The sequence below is a fragment of the Brevibacillus gelatini genome (genome assembly GCF_003710935.1).
Classification (GTDB): domain Bacteria; phylum Bacillota; class Bacilli; order Brevibacillales; family Brevibacillaceae; genus Brevibacillus; species Brevibacillus gelatini.
The window spans coordinates 103,542-120,032 of the sequence record NZ_RHHS01000005.1; the positions used below are offsets into that span (position 1 = coordinate 103,542).

General features: G+C 52.5%; 14 protein-coding genes. 1 reads left to right on the plus strand and 13 read right to left on the minus strand.

Translation table 11 applies throughout. The features are described from left to right. Positions 1-31: 31 nt before the first annotated feature. The 9 genes from EDM57_RS00795 to speE all read right to left on the minus strand — a co-directional run bounded on the left by EDM57_RS00795 (position 32) and on the right by speE (position 11,491). Positions 32-883, minus strand: coding sequence for a 3-hydroxybutyryl-CoA dehydrogenase (locus EDM57_RS00795; RefSeq protein WP_122902880.1), 852 nt, complete (start codon positions 881-883; stop codon positions 32-34). 12 nt (positions 884-895) lie between these two features. Then, positions 896-2,074, minus strand: coding sequence for an acetyl-CoA C-acetyltransferase (locus tag EDM57_RS00800; protein ID WP_122902881.1), 1,179 nt, complete (start codon positions 2,072-2,074; stop codon positions 896-898). Positions 2,075-2,259: 185 nt separating this feature from the next. Beyond that, positions 2,260-4,335 carry a (Fe-S)-binding protein gene (locus EDM57_RS00805; RefSeq protein ID WP_122902882.1) on the minus strand — a complete coding sequence of 692 codons (2,076 nt, stop codon included), beginning with the start codon at positions 4,333-4,335 and terminating at the stop codon, positions 2,260-2,262. A 261-nt stretch (positions 4,336-4,596) separates the two neighbouring features. Further along, complete coding sequence (gene kamA, locus EDM57_RS00810) at positions 4,597-5,955, minus strand: lysine 2,3-aminomutase (protein WP_122902883.1); 1,359 nt, start codon at positions 5,953-5,955, stop codon at positions 4,597-4,599. A 180-nt stretch (positions 5,956-6,135) separates the two neighbouring features. Further along, positions 6,136-7,566, minus strand: a complete 1,431-nt coding sequence (locus EDM57_RS00815) for a sigma-54 interaction domain-containing protein (RefSeq protein WP_122902949.1) — start codon at positions 7,564-7,566, stop codon at positions 6,136-6,138. A gap of 292 nt (positions 7,567-7,858) precedes the next feature. Then, positions 7,859-8,272, minus strand: coding sequence for a YwiB family protein (locus tag EDM57_RS00820; protein WP_122902884.1), 414 nt, complete (start codon positions 8,270-8,272; stop codon positions 7,859-7,861). Between the two features lie 62 nt (positions 8,273-8,334). Continuing rightward, positions 8,335-9,579, minus strand: coding sequence for an MFS transporter (locus EDM57_RS00825; RefSeq protein ID WP_122902885.1), 1,245 nt, complete (start codon positions 9,577-9,579; stop codon positions 8,335-8,337). A 189-nt stretch (positions 9,580-9,768) separates the two neighbouring features. Next, positions 9,769-10,638 carry an agmatinase gene (speB, locus tag EDM57_RS00830; RefSeq protein WP_122902886.1) on the minus strand — a complete coding sequence of 290 codons (870 nt, stop codon included), beginning with the start codon at positions 10,636-10,638 and terminating at the stop codon, positions 9,769-9,771. Between the two features lie 19 nt (positions 10,639-10,657). Continuing rightward, positions 10,658-11,491, minus strand: coding sequence for a polyamine aminopropyltransferase (speE, locus tag EDM57_RS00835; protein ID WP_122902950.1), 834 nt, complete (start codon positions 11,489-11,491; stop codon positions 10,658-10,660). Positions 11,492-11,813: 322 nt separating this feature from the next. Between speE and EDM57_RS00840 the strand changes: the two genes are divergently transcribed. Then, entirely contained in the window at positions 11,814-13,865 is a 2,052-nt protein-coding gene (locus EDM57_RS00840; protein ID WP_122902887.1) for a transglycosylase domain-containing protein, read from the plus strand. A 190-nt stretch (positions 13,866-14,055) separates the two neighbouring features. Here the strand turns inward: EDM57_RS00840 and EDM57_RS00845 are convergent, their stop codons facing one another. The 4 genes from EDM57_RS00845 to EDM57_RS00860 all read right to left on the minus strand — a co-directional run bounded on the left by EDM57_RS00845 (position 14,056) and on the right by EDM57_RS00860 (position 16,427). Continuing rightward, a complete protein-coding gene (locus EDM57_RS00845; RefSeq protein WP_122902888.1) occupies positions 14,056-14,310 on the minus strand; it encodes a hypothetical protein in 255 nt (84 codons plus the stop codon). A gap of 277 nt (positions 14,311-14,587) precedes the next feature. Then, the gene (locus EDM57_RS00850; protein ID WP_122902889.1) at positions 14,588-15,085 is read right to left on the minus strand and encodes a YwhD family protein; all 498 of its coding nucleotides are present in this window, start codon (positions 15,083-15,085) and stop codon (positions 14,588-14,590) included. A gap of 212 nt (positions 15,086-15,297) precedes the next feature. Beyond that, on the minus strand, positions 15,298-15,816 hold the full coding sequence (locus EDM57_RS00855; protein WP_122902890.1) for a hypothetical protein: 519 nt from the start codon (positions 15,814-15,816) through the stop codon (positions 15,298-15,300). A gap of 278 nt (positions 15,817-16,094) precedes the next feature. After that, the gene (locus EDM57_RS00860) at positions 16,095-16,427 is read right to left on the minus strand and encodes a hypothetical protein (protein WP_122902891.1); all 333 of its coding nucleotides are present in this window, start codon (positions 16,425-16,427) and stop codon (positions 16,095-16,097) included. Positions 16,428-16,491: the final 64 nt, after the last annotated feature.

Here is a 16,491-nt window from a genome sequence, read left to right on the forward strand (position 1 = left end):
GCCGTCCTACCTTTCTGCGAAAATTACCCAGTTAGTTGTATACGTAGAATCCTCGACCGGATTTTTTGCCAAGCCATCCCGCTTTCACATATTTGCGCAGGAGCGGGCAAGGACGGTATTTGGAATCACCGAAGCCTTCGTACAGTACCTCCATGATGTAGAGGCACGTATCCAGGCCGATGAAGTCCGCGAGTTGGAGAGGGCCCATCGGGTGGTTCATGCCGAGCTTCATCACTTCGTCAATCGCTTCCGGCGTCGCCACACCTTCGTATACGCAGTAGATCGCTTCATTGAGCATCGGCATCAGCACCCGATTGGAGACAAAGCCCGGAAAATCGTTGACGCTCACAGGCACCTTGCCCATCTGCTTGGACAAATCCTCAGTCAGTTGGTACACCTCATCGGCGGTTTGCAGTCCACGGATGATCTCGACCAGCTTCATCACCGGCACCGGATTCATGAAGTGCATGCCGATCACTTTTTCCGGGCGCTTTGTCACAGCCGCAATCTCGGTGATCGGCAGAGAGGACGTGTTGCTCGCCAAAATCGTGTGCGGCGGACAAATCTCGTCCAGCCTGGAGAAAATGGCTGATTTCACCGCCATGTTTTCCGTCACAGCTTCGATGACAAAATCCGCTTCCGCAGCGTCTGCCAGATCCGTTGACGCTGTGATCCGGGACAAAATCGCCTGCTTGTCGTCTTCGCTCAGCTTGCCTTTTTCCACGTTGCGCGTCAGGTTTTTCGCAATCGTCGCCAGACCGCGCTCCACAAACGGCTGCTGCACATCGTTCAAATAAACGCGAAAGCCAGCCTGTGCTGCTACCTGGGCAATCCCGCTGCCCATCTGTCCTGCTCCGACGACCATAATCGTTTGTACGTTCATGTAAAGGCCTCCCTATTCCACTTTTATCAAAATGGCGTCTCCCTGTGCGGCACCGCTGCATATCGCCGCGATTCCCAATCCGCCACCGCGTCTCTTCAATTCATAAGCGAGGTGCATGATAATGCGCGCTCCGCTCGCGCCAATCGGATGACCGAGCGCGATTGCTCCCCCGTTCACATTCACTTTCTCGTCGTCCCAGCCGACGATTTTGCCGCTCGTCAAGGTCACAGCCGCGAACGCTTCGTTCACCTCGAACAAATCGATCTCCGCAAGCGAAACGCCTGTTTTTTCGAGCAGCTTGTTGATCGCAAGCCCAGGCGTTGTCGCGATGTACGGCGCTTCTGCCCCTACCTGCGCGTGTCCGAGAATCGTCGCCAGCGGCTTGATTCCCAGTTGCTTCGCCTTTTCATCGGACATCAGCACCATCGCTGCCGCTCCGTCGTTGATTCCCGGCGCGTTGCCTGCCGTAATCGTGCCGTCCTTTTTGTAGACCGGAGGCAGCTTGGCGAGTCCTTCCAGCGTCGTATCCGGGCGAGGTCCCTCGTCTTTTGTAACCAGCACCGGCTCTCCTTTTTTCTGCGGGATCGAAACGGGGACAATCTCTTCGGCAAAAAGTCCGGCTTCGATTGCCTTGGCCGCCCGCTGTTGACTGCGCAGCGCCCACTCGTCCTGCGCTTCCCGCGTAATGCCGTACTCTTCGGCTACGTTGCTGCCGTGAATCGCCATCGGCACCTGGTCAAACGGGCAGGTGAGGCCATCGTACATCATCAGATCGCGAACGGTGGCGTCACCCATCCGCATGCCGTAGCGGGCATTCGGCAGAGCGTACGGCGCGTTGCTCATGCTCTCCATGCCGCCTGCGACGATGATTTCCCCGTCCCCTGCGCGAATGATCTGGTCGCCCATCGTAACGGCGCGCATCCCGGAGGCACATACCTTGTTGATCGTCTCGCTCGCCACATTCCAGGGCAGCCCGGCCTTGCGAGCAGCCTGACGGGAAGGAACCTGACCCGCGCCTGCCTGTACGACCATCCCCATGATGACTTCATCGACCTGATCGCCGGATATACCGGAGCGCTCCACTGCTTCCCTGATGGCGATGGCACCGAGTTCTACTGCAGACAACGCTTTCAAAGAGCCGCCAAACTTACCAAACGGGGTACGTGCCGCCCCTGCAATTACCGTTTTCATCGCATGACCTCCATTCGGCTTTTTCGTGCTTATCAACGAAAAATAAATTGATCGAGCGTTCGTTCACTTTTCTGCTATCTTCATTTTGCCGTCTTCTGTTCGATTAGTCAATGAATTAGGAAAAAAAGAACAGCCTGACTTTTCGCTTGCATCAGGCTGTTCCAACGGTGCCGATCCTTTCCTTGTCAGATCGCGTCCGCCAAAATTTCTGCCACATCGCGCGTTTTGACTTCGTCTTCTTTTTCCTTCGTCTTGATGCCGTCGTTTATCATGGTCAGGCAGTACGGGCAGGCGCTGGCGATTGCGGTCGGATTGACCTCCAATGCCTGCTCTGTGCGCGCCACATTGACCCGCGTGCCTTCGTGCTCTTCCATCCACATGAGGCCGCCGCCCGCTCCGCAGCACATGCTGTCGCAGCCGCTGCGCTTCATTTCCACTACTTCCACGCCAGGAATCGCTTCCAGAATGACGCGCGGCTTGTCGTAAATCTCGTTGTAGCGGCCCAGATAGCAGGAGTCGTGGTACGTGATGCGCTCCTTGACTTCCTTGGTCGGCTTCAGACGGCCTTCCTTCACCCATTGGGCGAGCAGCTCGGAGTGGTGGTATACCTCTGCTTTCAGCCCGAACTCCGGATACTCGTTTTTGAACGTATTGTACGCATGCGGGTCGCAGGTCACGATCTTTTTGACTTCGTAGGCCTCGAACAGCGCGATGTTTTCCTGCGCCAGCTGCTGGAACAAAAACTCGTTTCCGATGCGGCGCGCCGTGTCTCCCGAGTTCTTTTCCTCGTTGCCCAGGATGGCGAACTTGACGCCTGCTTCGTGCATCAGCTTCACAAACGCCTGGGAAATTTTTTGGCTGCGCAGGTCAAACGATCCCATCGAACCTACCCAGAACAAATACTCGAACTCTTCCACCTGCTTGACGGTCGGCACTTCGTATTGCCCGTTCAGACCTTCGATCCACTTCATCCGGTCTTTGCGGTTGATTCCCCACGGGTTGCCCTGGCGCTCGATGTTGTTCAGGGCGCGCTGTGCTTCCGCTGGCATGCTGCCTTCTGTCATCACCAGGTAACGGCGCATGTCGATGATTTTTTCCACGTGCTCGTTCATGACCGGGCACTGATCCTCGCAGTTGCGGCAGGTCGTACAAGCCCACAGCTCCTGCTCGGTAATCACATCGCCAATCAGGTTTTTCTCGTACACGGAGGCAGCCGCTTCGGCTGTCGCCGCTACTTCCGATGCTTGCAGCGCGATCTGGTTGGCCGTCGTTTGCGAAAATGCAAAGCTCGGCATCCACGGCGTGCGGGAGGTGACAGCCGCTCCTTTTTCCGTCAAATGGTCGCGCATTTTTGTAATCAGGTCCATCGGTGAGAGCATTTTTCCGGTACCGGCTGCCGGACACATATTCGTACAGCGTCCGCACTCCACACAGGCGTACAGGTCGATCAACTGCGTCTGCGTAAAGTCCTCGATTTTACCTACGCCGAACACTTCCTGCGTCTCGTCCTCGAAGTTGATGCTGGACAGCTTGCCAGGCGGGTCGAGCTTTTTGAACCAGACGTTTACCGGAGCAAACAGCAAGTGAGCGTGCTTGGATTGCGGCACATAGACGGCAAAGCCGAGCAAAATAATCAGGTGCGCCCACCAGAATACGTAAAACAGAACCGCTCCGCCTGTCGTCCCTACGCCCATCGCGGAAAACGCCATCGCGATTGCGGAAGAGAACGGCGCATAGCCGGACGCTTCATGCCCGAGCCAGATTTGCTCGAAGGCGAGGGAGAGCAGTACGGTCGCCATCAGGGAAGAGATCAACAGCAGGACGATCCCTGACTTGAAGCCGCGCTTCAGCCGCTTCAGCTTCTCGATATAGCGGCGGTAAAAGGCGTATCCGACGGCGACCAGGATCAGAAACGTGGTAATCTCCTGCATGAGCGAGAAGTATTTGTGAGCGCTGCCAAAAGGAAGCTCGAAGCCTTTGGACAGCCCCTTGACAATCAGCTCAATCGCGCCGAATTGCAGGATGATGAAGCCGTAAAACATGACAACGTGCATGAGCCCGCTTTTTTTGTCCTTCAACAGCTTCTTGTGAAAAATGATGTTGTCCAGCATCAGGTTGATGCGTGCGCCAAAGTCATCTTTCACCTCAGGTTTTTTGCCCAGCTTGATGAACAAATACCTGCTGTACACAACATGTCCGGCCAGATACAGCCCGTAAGCGAGCACCAGGAAAAACGCGATCAGATTGACAAGTGCCAGCATGTTTCTACTCCCCCACTTTCACGAGTTGTCTTTAGATTCATCTTATCAGAATCGAGAGGAAAAATGAATGACTATTCAGTCTGTAAAATTGAGTTTTTTAAAAAATGAAACAAAACTGACTGAACGGTCGCTCGAATAACTGTAATTTGATCTTATCACATAAGTCGCAAATCAACCATCCTCCAAATAAAGTTGAAAATATTCACACGAAAAACAAGCAGCCACCCGTTGACCAGGCAGCTGCTTTGGTTTTTGCCAGTTTTATTTTCCCGAGACTTCTTTTGTCTCTACTGCACTTTGTTGCTTCTTCGCTTTTTGCTCCATGCGCACATCGGCCAGCGACTTGACCTTCGTCGCCTTGATCCGCTTGTTGCGCGGCAGATCGGCCGGCTCCAGGTTGTTTGCTTCATCCTGCATGAGCGCCGCGATACCGACTGCCTTGCCTTTTGCCGCGATGCAGTATTCGCAGTTTTCCTCGTCGTGCTCATGGTACTGCTTCGGCTCCGGATACGAAGTGATGACACCTTCGAAGTTGCGCAGCACCACTTTGTCGGACGACTGGGAGATCAGGTAGTTCGGGCTGACCGGAATTTTCCCGCCGCCGTGCGGAGCGTCCACCACGAAGGTCGGTACGGCGTAGCCGGAGGTATGGCCGCGCAGGTGCTCAATGATTTCAATCCCTTTGCTGACAGGCGTGCGGAAGTGGCCGATCCCTTCAGACAGGTCGCATTGATAGATGTAGTAAGGACGAACGCGGATTTTCACCAGATCCTGCACGAGCTTTTTCATCGTGTTCGGGCAATCGTTGATTCCCGCGAGAATCACGGACTGATTGCCGAGCGGAACACCCGCGTTGGCCAGCATTTCACATGCCTGCTTCGCTTCCGGGGTAATTTCCTTTGGATGGTTGAAGTGTGTGTTGAGCCATACAGGATGGTATTTTTTCAGGATGTTGCACAGGTTTTCCGTAATGCGCTGCGGGAAGACGACAGGCGCACGGGTACCGATGCGGATGATTTCCACATGCGGGATGGCACGCAGGCTGCTGAGAACGTATTCCAAAACGCGGTCGTTAATCAGCAGTCCGTCTCCGCCGGAGATCAGCACGTCACGCACTTCCGGTCTGCTGCGGATGTATTCGATACAGGCGTCGAGCTGTTTCTTGGGCACGCCCATCCCGATCTGGCCGGAAAATCTGCGGCGCGTACAGTAGCGGCAATACATCGAGCATTGGTTTGTCACAAGGAACAGCACGCGGTCCGGATAGCGGTGCGTCAGACCGGGAACCGGGGAATCGGTATCCTCGTGGAGCGGGTCTTCCATGTCGTACTTCGTGCGCACCATTTCCGAGGACAGCGGCACGGATTGCATGCGCACCGGATCTTTCGGATCGTCCACGTCCATCAGGGAAGCGTAGTACGGCGTAATATTCAACGGAATGGTTTGCGAAGAAATACGCACGCCTTCTTCCTCTTCCGGCGTCAGGTTGATGACCTTTTTCAAATCATCTACGGTCTTGATGGTGTGGGTCAACTGCCACATCCAGTCGTTCCACTTTTCTTCGGGCACATCTTTCCAAAGTTCAATAGAGCGCCAGTCACGTCTTGTCGCTACTGTCATCTGCTTCACATCTCCTCTCGTCTGTAGTGAACCTTCTTGCGTTTCACTCAACGAAGAAAAGATGCAAGGGTCGTGCCAACCAAATCTAAAGATTTAGAAAATAGGAAATAGAACATTTTGTAAGCGTTTTTTGACCAGATTCAATCGGATTGTCTATATGAGTTGCCGAATTTTCGGCATTCAACAGGGCGGGATCATCCGCTGCGAAAGCTTGTATTGCAGCGTTTGGCGGGGAATGCCCAACAGCTTCGCCGCACGCAGTACGTTGCCTTCTGTCTTTTTCAGTGCCTCCCCGATGAGCCGCTCCTCCATCTCGCGCAAAATCTCGGGCAGCGTACAGCCTTCCTTTTCCACTAGCAAGGAAAACGGGTCTGGCGCGACTGTGTGCAGAGACGTTGCCGGCAGCGCACGCTCCAGCATATGCGCAGGCAGATGCTCCAACTGCAGCACGTCGCCCTCGACCATGTTCATCGCTGCCTCGATGACGTGCTCCAGCTCCCGGACGTTTCCCGGCCAGTCGTAGCGTGCAAACAGCCGGGCCACCTCTTCGCTGACTCCGCGCACGTTCATGGCGAATTCGCGGTTGAACTTGGCCAAAAAGTGTTCGACCAACAGTTCCACATCTTCCCTGCGCTCGCGCAAAGGCGGCAATTCAAAAGAAACGACGTTGATCCGGTAATACAGGTCGGCTCGCATCAGCCCGCGCTCCACAAGCGACTGCGGGGCTTCGTTGACGGCCGCAATGACGCGCACATCGACTTTGGTCGACTGGCTTCCGCCGATTCTCCTGATCTGCCCGTCCTGCAGTACGCGCAGCAGCTTTGCCTGCAAATCGAGCGGCATACTGTTCAACTCATCCAAAAACAAAGTGCCGCCGTTTGCCAACTCAAACAGCCCAGGGCGGTCATCGGCTCCGGTAAAGCTGCCCTTCACCGTGCCGAACAAAAGGCTTTCCAAAAGGGACGAAGGCAGCGCCGCGCAGTTTTGCGCGATAAACGGCTTGCCGCTGCGCGAAGACGCCTGGTGGATGGACTGGACAAACAGCTCCTTGCCCGTCCCGGTCTCGCCGTAAATCAGCACGGGCGAAGTCGTTCGCGCCGCTCTTTTCGCCCGCTCCTTCAGCCGCTTCATTTTTTCGCTCTTCGTCAAAATGTCGTCGAAGTGAAAAGAGACTTCCTCCGCTCCCCGCTTGGCGCGCTTCGGCTTGCTGATCTTCGCCTGCAAGTCGACGAGGCGCTCCGACAGTTCTTTCAGCTTGCCAATATCTTTGGCGACCTCGACAGCGCCAACCAGCCGTTTGCCGACGCGTACCGGGAGCGTCGTGTTGATCGTTTCGACACGCATCCCTTTCCAGTTTTTATACGTCTGTGTCTGGTTGTAGATCGCTTCCCCGCTCTCGATCACGCGCAAGAGCGTGCTCGACTGCCGATCAAGCGACGGAAACACCTCTAAAAGCGGCTTTCCGAGCACTTCCTCCGGCGTAAGCCCGTCAAGCCTGGCCGCGACGTGGTTATAGAAAATCGTGATGCCATCCGCATCGACTACGTGAATCCCCTCATCAATTGCCCCCAGTATCGCCTGCAACATTTCCACCGTATCAGACAACGGCATGCTGGCCTCCACTCCTTTCAACCTTGCTGCCAAAAAACCATCACTATGCCGAAAATTCGGCAGATGCGCATCAGCCTTCCGGTTTCGCGCAACCTGAATCGAGAGCAGCGGCGTGTAAAACGCGGTCCGCGTCATTTGCACCTTGCCAGGCAGGCTAAAAAGCAAAAAGGCGGTCAGACCCTGCCCGGAAATGAGGCCATTTGCGAGTACGAACACGCCTGTGCCCCCTTCCATATCCTGCCGCGAGTACCTTCTATTGTACGTGCAAAAAACCGCCCTTGCAAAGAGCGGCTTATTTTCCCAGCTCAATTTTCAGTTCATGCTCGCCTGCGTACTGCTCATTCATCCAGGTTTGGTAAAAAACTTCCACCTGCACCGGAGCTTCCTCCGCATAACGGATGCGCAGCTTGCTCGTATGCGTCTCCATCGCAAACGGGCCGTACGGGCTTTGGTAAGTGCCGTGCGTGCTGGCCCCTTTTTCAAAATGCTGTCTGGTCGACACGCCTCCCTGGCGCACGAGCGTAACGGCTTTGTCCGTCAGCTTGAGCGTCGTGCTGACTTCGCCTACGCCTTCCAGCTGTTCCTTGTACGTCAAATACCAGGCGCTGGCCTTTTGTACGAGTCTCCCTTCGTACTGATGCGTCGACTCATCCCATTCCCCATCGACGCGGTGTCTCGCTGACAGCTTTATCTGTACTTCTTGCATGACGACTTCCACACTCCATGATTTCTACTTTCTGTCCGACAAATCATCCATTCATTTTACGATCATCCCTCGTGGGTTGCAACAGCAGCTTGTTCTTTTGCATCAGCCAAAAGGTAGCGCATCGTCGCCGCGACTCCAATCGCCGCCAGCAAGAGCAATCCTGCGAGCACCAGGTACCCTGCGCCTGCTCCCGTGTAGTCGATCATGACCGTAAAGACGCCGATCAGCACCAGCCGCATAATCATGCCGAGCGAATTGAAAAAGCTCATCACCCGTCCCATAAACTGCTTCGGCACGACGGTCATGTAGAGCGACTGTCGGATAAGGCGGACGGAGGCATTGGACCAGCCGTAAAACATGTAGGCGGCGATCAAGGCCCAGCCGTAGGGCAAAGCCACCATCACGACGATCACGGCGGCAAACAGCAGCGTATTTCCGACCATCGCTGCCAACTGGCCCATTTTGCGCACGACAAGCGACACCAGGATACCCGCTGCTACCGCTCCCAGTGCATACGCCATTTCCCCGAAGGAATACACCGAGACATCTGCCCGCAAGGTTTGGCTGACGTAGACAGGCTTCAGCAGATTGCTTGCCATCACTGCGATAAACGGCATCAGCGCACATATGCCAAAGATGAGAAAGCCTTTTTTCTCTTTTATGTAGCGCCAGCTTTCGCCGAACTGACTGATCCAGGATACGCCCTGGCTCAGCCTGGCTTCCCCCTCCAGCGTGAACGTGTATTTCATCGTCGAGAGCAGACCGAAGGCAAACAGGTAGGTCAGCGCATTGAACAAGATGACGATGTGCAAGCCGTAGTGGCCGAGCAAAACCCCGGAAAAAGCCCCGGCGAGTACCGACGCCGTCTGACCCTCGATTTCCAGCAGGCTGTTGATGTCGCTGTAGTGTCTCGGCTCAAACGCTTCCTGAACGAGAGCAGACTGCGCCGGATAGTGAATTTGGTACATGAAGGTCGTCACCAGGTAAATTGTTATCAGCATCCACTCGTCGTACTCTCCGAAAAATCCCCAGGCAGCCAATATCCCAAGTACGCCAAAGCCGATCAGGTTTTCTGCCAGCAGCATTTTTTTGCGGGAAAAACGGTCAATCAGCGTCCCGATATACGGCCCGATGAAAAACATCAGTACCGCCGAGCTGAACATCGTCGACCCCAACAACTGTGCAGAGCCTGTCGTCTCCACCAAATACCAGGCAATCCCGATCATCGTCATGCCCTGACCGAAGCCGGAGAAAAGATTAGAGAAAAACAGCTTGCGAAACTCTACATGCGCAAAAACCTCTCTCATCTGAAACATCTCCTTCAAAAAGCCTTGGCAGCTTTTTACTCTGTATGGCCATTTTATCCCATTTAATATACTTTGTAAACTAAAATGTTTATTAAATAACGAATGACAGGTCTGCCTCCGCGTTTTTTGCATGAAAAAAGCCCCCGGCTGCTTGCAAGAGAGCCGGGAGCTTGTCTTGTGTTCGTATGATTATTTTACAAAGCTGAGCAGCAGCTCGCGCACGATTTTCGATGCCACGATTTGCGTCATCTCGCTGTGGTCGTACACAGGAGCCACTTCCACCAGGTCGCAGCCGATGACGTTGGCGCCGTTTTTCGCCATGTAGTGAATGGTGTCCAACAGCTCGCGGGAAGTGATGCCGCCTGCTTCGGTTGTGCCTGTGCCTGGTGCGTGTGCCGGGTCCAGAACATCGATGTCGATGGTCAGATAGATCGGACGGTTGCCGATTGTCGGCAGCACTTGCTTCACCGGCTCCAGCACATCGTATTTGTACAGGTTCATGTTTTCCTTCGCCCAGTCGAACTCTTCCTTCATGCCGCTGCGGATACCGAAAGAATACACATTTTTGCCGCCGATCAGGTCGCACACCTTTTTGATCGGCGTAGAGTGGGAATACTCGTATCCTTCGTAGTTATCGCGCAGGTCGGTATGCGCGTCGAAGTGGAAAACTACCATGTCCTTGTACTTTTCATAAACTGCCTGGAATACCGGCCAGGACACGAGATGCTCGCCGCCCAGTCCGAGCGGGAACTTGCCGTCTGCAAGCACTTTTGCTACAAACGTGCGGATGGCATCGAGGCTGCCTTCGACGTTTCCAAAAGGAAGCGGAATGTCGCCTGCGTCAAAGTATTTGATGTCTTCGAGCAGCCTGTCCAAATACGGGCTGTACTCTTCCAGACCGATTGATACTTCACGGATACGGGCAGGGCCGAAACGGGAGCCCGGACGGAAGCTGACCGTCCAGTCCATCGGCATGCCGTAAATCACTGCCTGGCTTTCTTCATAGCTGCTGTGGCTGCGGATGAAGACATTGCCAGAGTATGCTTCGTCAAAACGCATCAGGGTTGTCCTCCTCCGATTAGTCGCGGGTCAGCTCAGCCACAAAGTTTGGCAGTTTGAAAGCAGCGTGGTGAACTTCCGCATTGTAGTATTTTGTTCCCAGGTCCTTGATTTTCGCCGGATCTACTTCCAACGGATCGTACTGCTTGGAAGCGATGGTGAAGCTCCACAGACCGGATGGATAAGTAGGGATGCTGCAAGTGTACAGACGAGTTACCGGGAAGATGGATTTCAGGTCTTTGAATACGCGTTTGATGAGATCGCGGTTGAACCATGGAGATTCGGTTTGCGCCACCATGATGCCGTCCGGTTTCAGCGCATCGTAAATACCTTGGTAGAAGCCTTTTTCGAACAGACCTACCGCTGGTCCTACTGGCTCTGTCGAGTCAACCATAATCACATCGTACTCGCCTTTGTGGTCATGGATATGCTTGATCCCGTCAATGACTTGCACGTCGACCTTCGGATTGCCGGTCAGTGCGCTCGCAATTTCCGGGAAGTATTTTTTGCAGGATTCAATTACGCCACCGTCGATTTCGGCCAGAACGGCTTTTTCCACAGCGGCATGCTTCACGATTTCACGGATGGCGCCGCCGTCGCCGCCGCCGACAACGAGAACCTTTTTCGGGTTTGGATGCGTATTGAGAGCAACGTGAGAAATCATCTCGTGGTATACAAACTCATCGACATCGGTGGTCATAACCATGCCATCAAGTACCAACATGCGACCAAACTGCTTCGTATTAATAACGTCGATTTGTTGAAACTCGGATTTCTCACTATATAGGGTTTCCGTAATTTTCGTTGTAATCCCGTGATTTTCCGTTTGTTTTTCGGTGTACCACAATTCCATATTCATGGTTATGTAACCTCCTTCGATTAACCGCATGAAAATACAATATAACAAGAAAATTATAGTAGCTGCCAATCAAAAAGCAAGTTTTTTTTCTGCAGGGTCGAAAAAGCTGTACCGCCTGCAACTTTTTCAGGCGACAGACAAGTTTATCCAATACACCGCTGGCCCATACTGGAAGTATCGCGTGTCCCTTAGTATGTCCTCTTTTTCGGGAAACACGTCTCTTCGTTTTTCATGCAAAGGAGCGAGCCCGCTTGTCAGTCAGCAAGAAACTGTACCCGTTTTGTCCATTCAAACAATAGAAAGGAGGAGGGGCAAAATGGAAGTCATTCGCGAGCCCTCCCTGCTCCGTTATTTACGCTGGATCAAGAAATTTGTAAAATTTTCCATACTCAGCCTGTTGTGCTTATCGTTTGCCATTTTGCTGTTGATCTTGTATTTGCGTTCCCAACCGCTTCCCGAAACTTTCGTGAAGCAGACGACAACGATATACGCCGCCAACGGGGAAGTGCTGGACACCATGCATCGGGGAGAAAACCGTATATCTGTCCCGCTCCAGGAAATAGCGCCCGCGCTCATCAATGCGACGATCGCCATCGAGGACCGTTCGTTTCGGGAGCATTACGGCTTTGACTGGAAACGGCTGGCCATGGCCGCCTACGTCGACGTCATCAACATGGACATGCGTCAGGGCGCCAGTACCATCACCCAGCAGTTGGCGCGCAACCTGTATTTGACCATGGACAAAACATGGGAAAGAAAAATCAAGGAAGCCCTGCTCGCCATCCAGCTAGAGCTGAATTATAGCAAGGATGAAATTTTGGAAATGTACATGAACCAGATTTTTTACGGGCACTCTGCCTACGGAGCCCAGGCGGCGGCGCAGACGTATTTCGGCAAAGATGCCAAAGACTTGTCCGTCGCGGAAAGTGCGATGCTCGCAGGCATTCCAAAAGGCCCTACTTATTACTCTCCTTTCGTTGATTTTGAGCGGGCAAAGTCGCGGCAAAAGCTCATTCTCGAAGCGATGGAACGCGAAGGGATGCTCACGGCCAAGGAAGTCGAACAAGCTTATGCGGAGCCTATCAAGCTGAAAGACCGCACAGCGGAAAATGTCACCGAGCAGGCCCCCTATTTTCGCGATTACATTGCCAATCTGGTGAAAAACAAGTACGGCATCGATGAGGAAAAATTCATCCACGGCGGCCTGAAAATCCATACGACCCTCGACCCGGTCATGCAGAAGAAGGCAGAGGAAATCGTTGCTTCGACTTTGCCAAAAGACAATCCGAACTTGCAGGCCGCATTGATTGCCATGGACCCTGCGACCGGGCACATCAAGGCGATGGTCGGCGGACGCGATTACAAAACGAGCCAGTACAACCGGGTGCTCGGGAAACGTCAGCCCGGCTCTTCCTTTAAGCCGATCATGTACCTGGCCGCCTTGCAAAACGGCTACACGCCGCTCACGATGATGAAAAGCGAACCAACCGTGTTCACCTACGACAATAACAAGCAGTACATTCCAAGCAATTTCGGCGGGCGGTATGCAAACGCGATGATTAACATGCGCGAAGCCATCAAAACTTCCGACAACATTTACGCGGTGAAAACCATTGATTTTCTCAGTCCGCAAAAAGTGGTCGAGCAAGCAAAAGCACTGGGCATTACCAGCCCCTTGCAAGCCGTCCCCTCGCTGGCGCTGGGAACATCACCCGTCTCCCCGCTGGAACTGAATACAGCCTACGCCGCCATCGTCAACAAGGGAGAAGCTGTTCAGCCCATCGCGATTACGTCGATTGAAGACAGCGAAGGAAACATTTTGGTGCAAGAAAAGACGCAAAAAACCCGTGTCGCCGATCCCGTCGCCTCCGCTCTTTTGGTCAATATGATGCAAAGCGTATTTGAACGCGGCGGTACCGGGTATCGGGTTGCCAACGAATTGAATCGGCCTGTGGCCGGAAAAACCGGTTCTACCGACTACGATGCCTGGCTGAGCGGCTTCACGCCGCAACTGGTAACGACAGTATGGGTTGGATACGACAAAAATCAAAAAGTGGACGATGTCAAGGAAGGCAATTTTTCCAAAAAAATCTGGGCAAGCTTCATGGAAAGCGCACTCAAAGGACAGCCGCCCGCCCTCTTCGAAATGCCGGCAGGCGTAGTGTCCGTCTACATTGATCCGGCATCGGGAAAGCTCGCGACCGAGCACTGCCCGAATCCCCAGTTGTTTTATTTCGCCAGCGGAACAGAACCGCAAGATTACTGCACCGATCATATCCCGGCGAACCAGGAGCCTACACCGCTTCCCCCGCCTGATTCATCCACGTTCTGGCAACGGATGGGCAGTTGGTGGAAGCCTGCGGAATGAAGGGAAATGATGGGTGGGGAAAAGGTTGTCCAAAAAGGGCGATTCGGCTAATGTTTTCATAATCGGGAGCATGGCTGTATCAACGTTTCTCGCAGACAAAAGGGGCGACTCTAAGTCGACATATCGACTGTTGAGACTGCCCCTTTCGTATGATTAGGTCAACCGGGGTTTACTGGTTGGCCTTTTTCATTCATGTCAACGACTGGTTGTCTCCGCCGCCTATCACACCATCTCCATCTGCGAAAACGTGGTCGTTGACGACGGTAATCATCCCGGCTTTTTCGAGCTGATCCATTACTTCAAACAAGCTTTCCCGTTTGCCCGCCGGGAGCTTCCGGACGAAGTTGTTGATCTCAACAGGTGACACATGCGAACGGAAATGGACTCCGCCGTACTTCACAAAATGGTCATGGGACTGCTCCAGCTCACGCGGATTTTCACTCATTCGTACCGCCCCTTCCGTCAGACAGTTTGGTTTGAGCCTCATTAGTGTTCCGCGTTCGGCACAAAGCATGACCTGTAAAAAAAACCTGATGTTCATGGGCAAAGCCACCACTTCAAACAACGGCTATATAAACACAAACAGGGAAAGAGTGACGGCTCTTTCCCTGTTTGTTGACCTAGTGTACATGTACACAGATATAGAAATAAGTTTACCTGACTTCAATTCTGGTAACAATTGATTTCACAATTTGTTCACATACCGTTCACGATTTTTCGCTTCAGGCCAAAGCTTGCTTTAATTCGTCCGAGGAATTCTCAAACATGGCGGCATTGTTGTCAATTAACAATTTTTTCAGCGCCGCTTTTTCCTTTTCCCCCAGCTCATCAAGCATGATCCGGCGCTTCATGGAGTAATCCATCCGGTTCACATGGTCTGCCAAAATCTTGTATCCGCGGCGCGCTTCCCGATCAATCTCCATATAGCACGCAGTCGCACCAGCATAGAAAGGACCATTTTCGTTGCGATCAACCGTCACCCAAATGAGCCAATAAGGCTTGCCGTTCGGAACTTCCTCCTTGTTGGTCGTCCATTTGATCCCTTTTTCAACCGCGCTTTTTGCATGCAGAGCGCCCATATCGATGTATGCCTCATCGCCGTCGATGATGACCGACGAAACCGCACTCAAGTCGAGCACCCCTTGACCAAACCCGCCATGCACATTGGTTTTGCCGCTCATGATCGTAAAGCCGCCTTTTTTGCTGTCGAAAATATCCATTCACACGCCCTCCAGACACAGATTCTCCTTTCTTTATTCTACCCGGATTCCAGCAGCGACGCAATTTGCCCATGTAACACGGGTGAGCATCTGGCTTTTCCGCGGATCATCGACGCGTCCTGATCGATCATCGCAGGTATCCTGTTGGGGCGAAAATTTAAAATGTAGCTATGTTTACCATTCGTGAAAATGCTTTTTAAAATAGCGGTTAGCTACTGTAGCTCACTCTTTTTCTGAGCTAGTTTTACCGACACAGATCCACTCATGTTTTCAACTGATGTAAGTGAAATGGAGTGCTCATCGGCTCCCCAAGGTGAGGAACTTATTTTCGAAAAAGATTTACCAGGTTTTGCTACTCCACTCAGCATTTCTTCCCCTGTCTCGTTATTGATAACTACGACATTGATATCTGCTTTTCCTGTGTTTTGTACATAAACTTTGACCCAGCCGTATCCTTTAGGAATATCAAAATCAATAGTATGCTGAGTATCGGCTGCAATTGTAAAATCATTGACCGGTTTTTTAGTAGCTCTTTGCATGCCTTTATCTTTTATGCCGTTAATAGAATCAGGTCTGTTAATCTGAGCACCCCTGTCTTGCTCAGTTAATGTTTGCCGTTCATCAACTTTTTCAGGTGATGCTGCATTTGGCGACGCCATTACGTTTGATGTGAAAGCTAGAGAGGCCAGAGAGAGAGTTGTTGCAATTGTTCCTAAAATAAACTTTTTCATAAACAACACCCTTCAAAGAATTCATTTTCTTTACAGTAAAATATTACCATACCCAGCATAAAGTTGAAAACTCCTATTAAAAATTTTTTTGCTAGTTTTGAAGCTCATCTGTGTGAAAGTAGGGTGTCCATGACTTTTTAGATAGCACTACCACGCTGCAAACTTTTCTTATTGTTTAAGGGAATATGTTGAAAAAAGATTATGAGTGCCCATGTGCCCGGTTATTTCCCGTTTATTTTTTTGGGCGGTTCACAGTTCGGGCGGTTCATTCAGACCGTTTATGGTTCACGCGGTTCGTTGCTCTCCGTCTGCTTTTTCCGGTAGCGCTTCATGATCTTGTCAAATACCCACATGATTAGGGTCAAAAGCAGTGCAGTATGAACCGCCATCGCCGCTTTGATAATTATCAGCGCGCCCAGCATCGTGCTGGAGGGAACAGCTACCAAGTAGTACAAAAAGCTGGTGAGAAACGCTGCACCAAACGTCGGCCAACCGCGAAACCCAAAAACCGCCCGCATGTAGCCTGTCACAATCAGCCCGATAATTGGGCCACCCAATTCAATTGAATACATAAACGGGCCGAGAAACAGCCAGACAAACAAATTGTCCATTTTTCCAAATCCTTTCTATCGGTCGGCCGCTCCCAACGCGATGCTGCCGCTTGTCGATTTTGGC

Excerpts from the sequence above, each read along its gene's own strand:
- EDM57_RS00795 (WP_122902880.1), bottom strand. The coding sequence starts at position 883 with ATGAACGTACAAACGATTATGGTCGTCGGAGCAGGACAGATGGGCAGC.
- EDM57_RS00800 (WP_122902881.1), bottom strand. The coding sequence starts at position 2,074 with ATGAAAACGGTAATTGCAGGGGCGGCACGTACCCCGTTTGGTAAGTTT.
- EDM57_RS00805 (WP_122902882.1), bottom strand. The coding sequence starts at position 4,335 with ATGCTGGCACTTGTCAATCTGATCGCGTTTTTCCTGGTGCTCGCTTAC.
- kamA (WP_122902883.1), bottom strand. The coding sequence starts at position 5,955 with ATGACAGTAGCGACAAGACGTGACTGGCGCTCTATTGAACTTTGGAAA.
- EDM57_RS00815 (WP_122902949.1), bottom strand. The coding sequence starts at position 7,566 with ATGCCGTTGTCTGATACGGTGGAAATGTTGCAGGCGATACTGGGGGCA.
- EDM57_RS00820 (WP_122902884.1), bottom strand. The coding sequence starts at position 8,272 with ATGCAAGAAGTACAGATAAAGCTGTCAGCGAGACACCGCGTCGATGGG.
- EDM57_RS00825 (WP_122902885.1), bottom strand. The coding sequence starts at position 9,579 with ATGAGAGAGGTTTTTGCGCATGTAGAGTTTCGCAAGCTGTTTTTCTCT.
- speB (WP_122902886.1), bottom strand. The coding sequence starts at position 10,638 with ATGCGTTTTGACGAAGCATACTCTGGCAATGTCTTCATCCGCAGCCAC.
- speE (WP_122902950.1), bottom strand. The coding sequence starts at position 11,491 with ATGGAATTGTGGTACACCGAAAAACAAACGGAAAATCACGGGATTACA.
- EDM57_RS00840 (WP_122902887.1), top strand. The coding sequence starts at position 11,814 with ATGGAAGTCATTCGCGAGCCCTCCCTGCTCCGTTATTTACGCTGGATC.
- EDM57_RS00845 (WP_122902888.1), bottom strand. The coding sequence starts at position 14,310 with ATGAGTGAAAATCCGCGTGAGCTGGAGCAGTCCCATGACCATTTTGTG.
- EDM57_RS00850 (WP_122902889.1), bottom strand. The coding sequence starts at position 15,085 with ATGGATATTTTCGACAGCAAAAAAGGCGGCTTTACGATCATGAGCGGC.
- EDM57_RS00855 (WP_122902890.1), bottom strand. The coding sequence starts at position 15,816 with ATGAAAAAGTTTATTTTAGGAACAATTGCAACAACTCTCTCTCTGGCC.
- EDM57_RS00860 (WP_122902891.1), bottom strand. The coding sequence starts at position 16,427 with ATGGACAATTTGTTTGTCTGGCTGTTTCTCGGCCCGTTTATGTATTCA.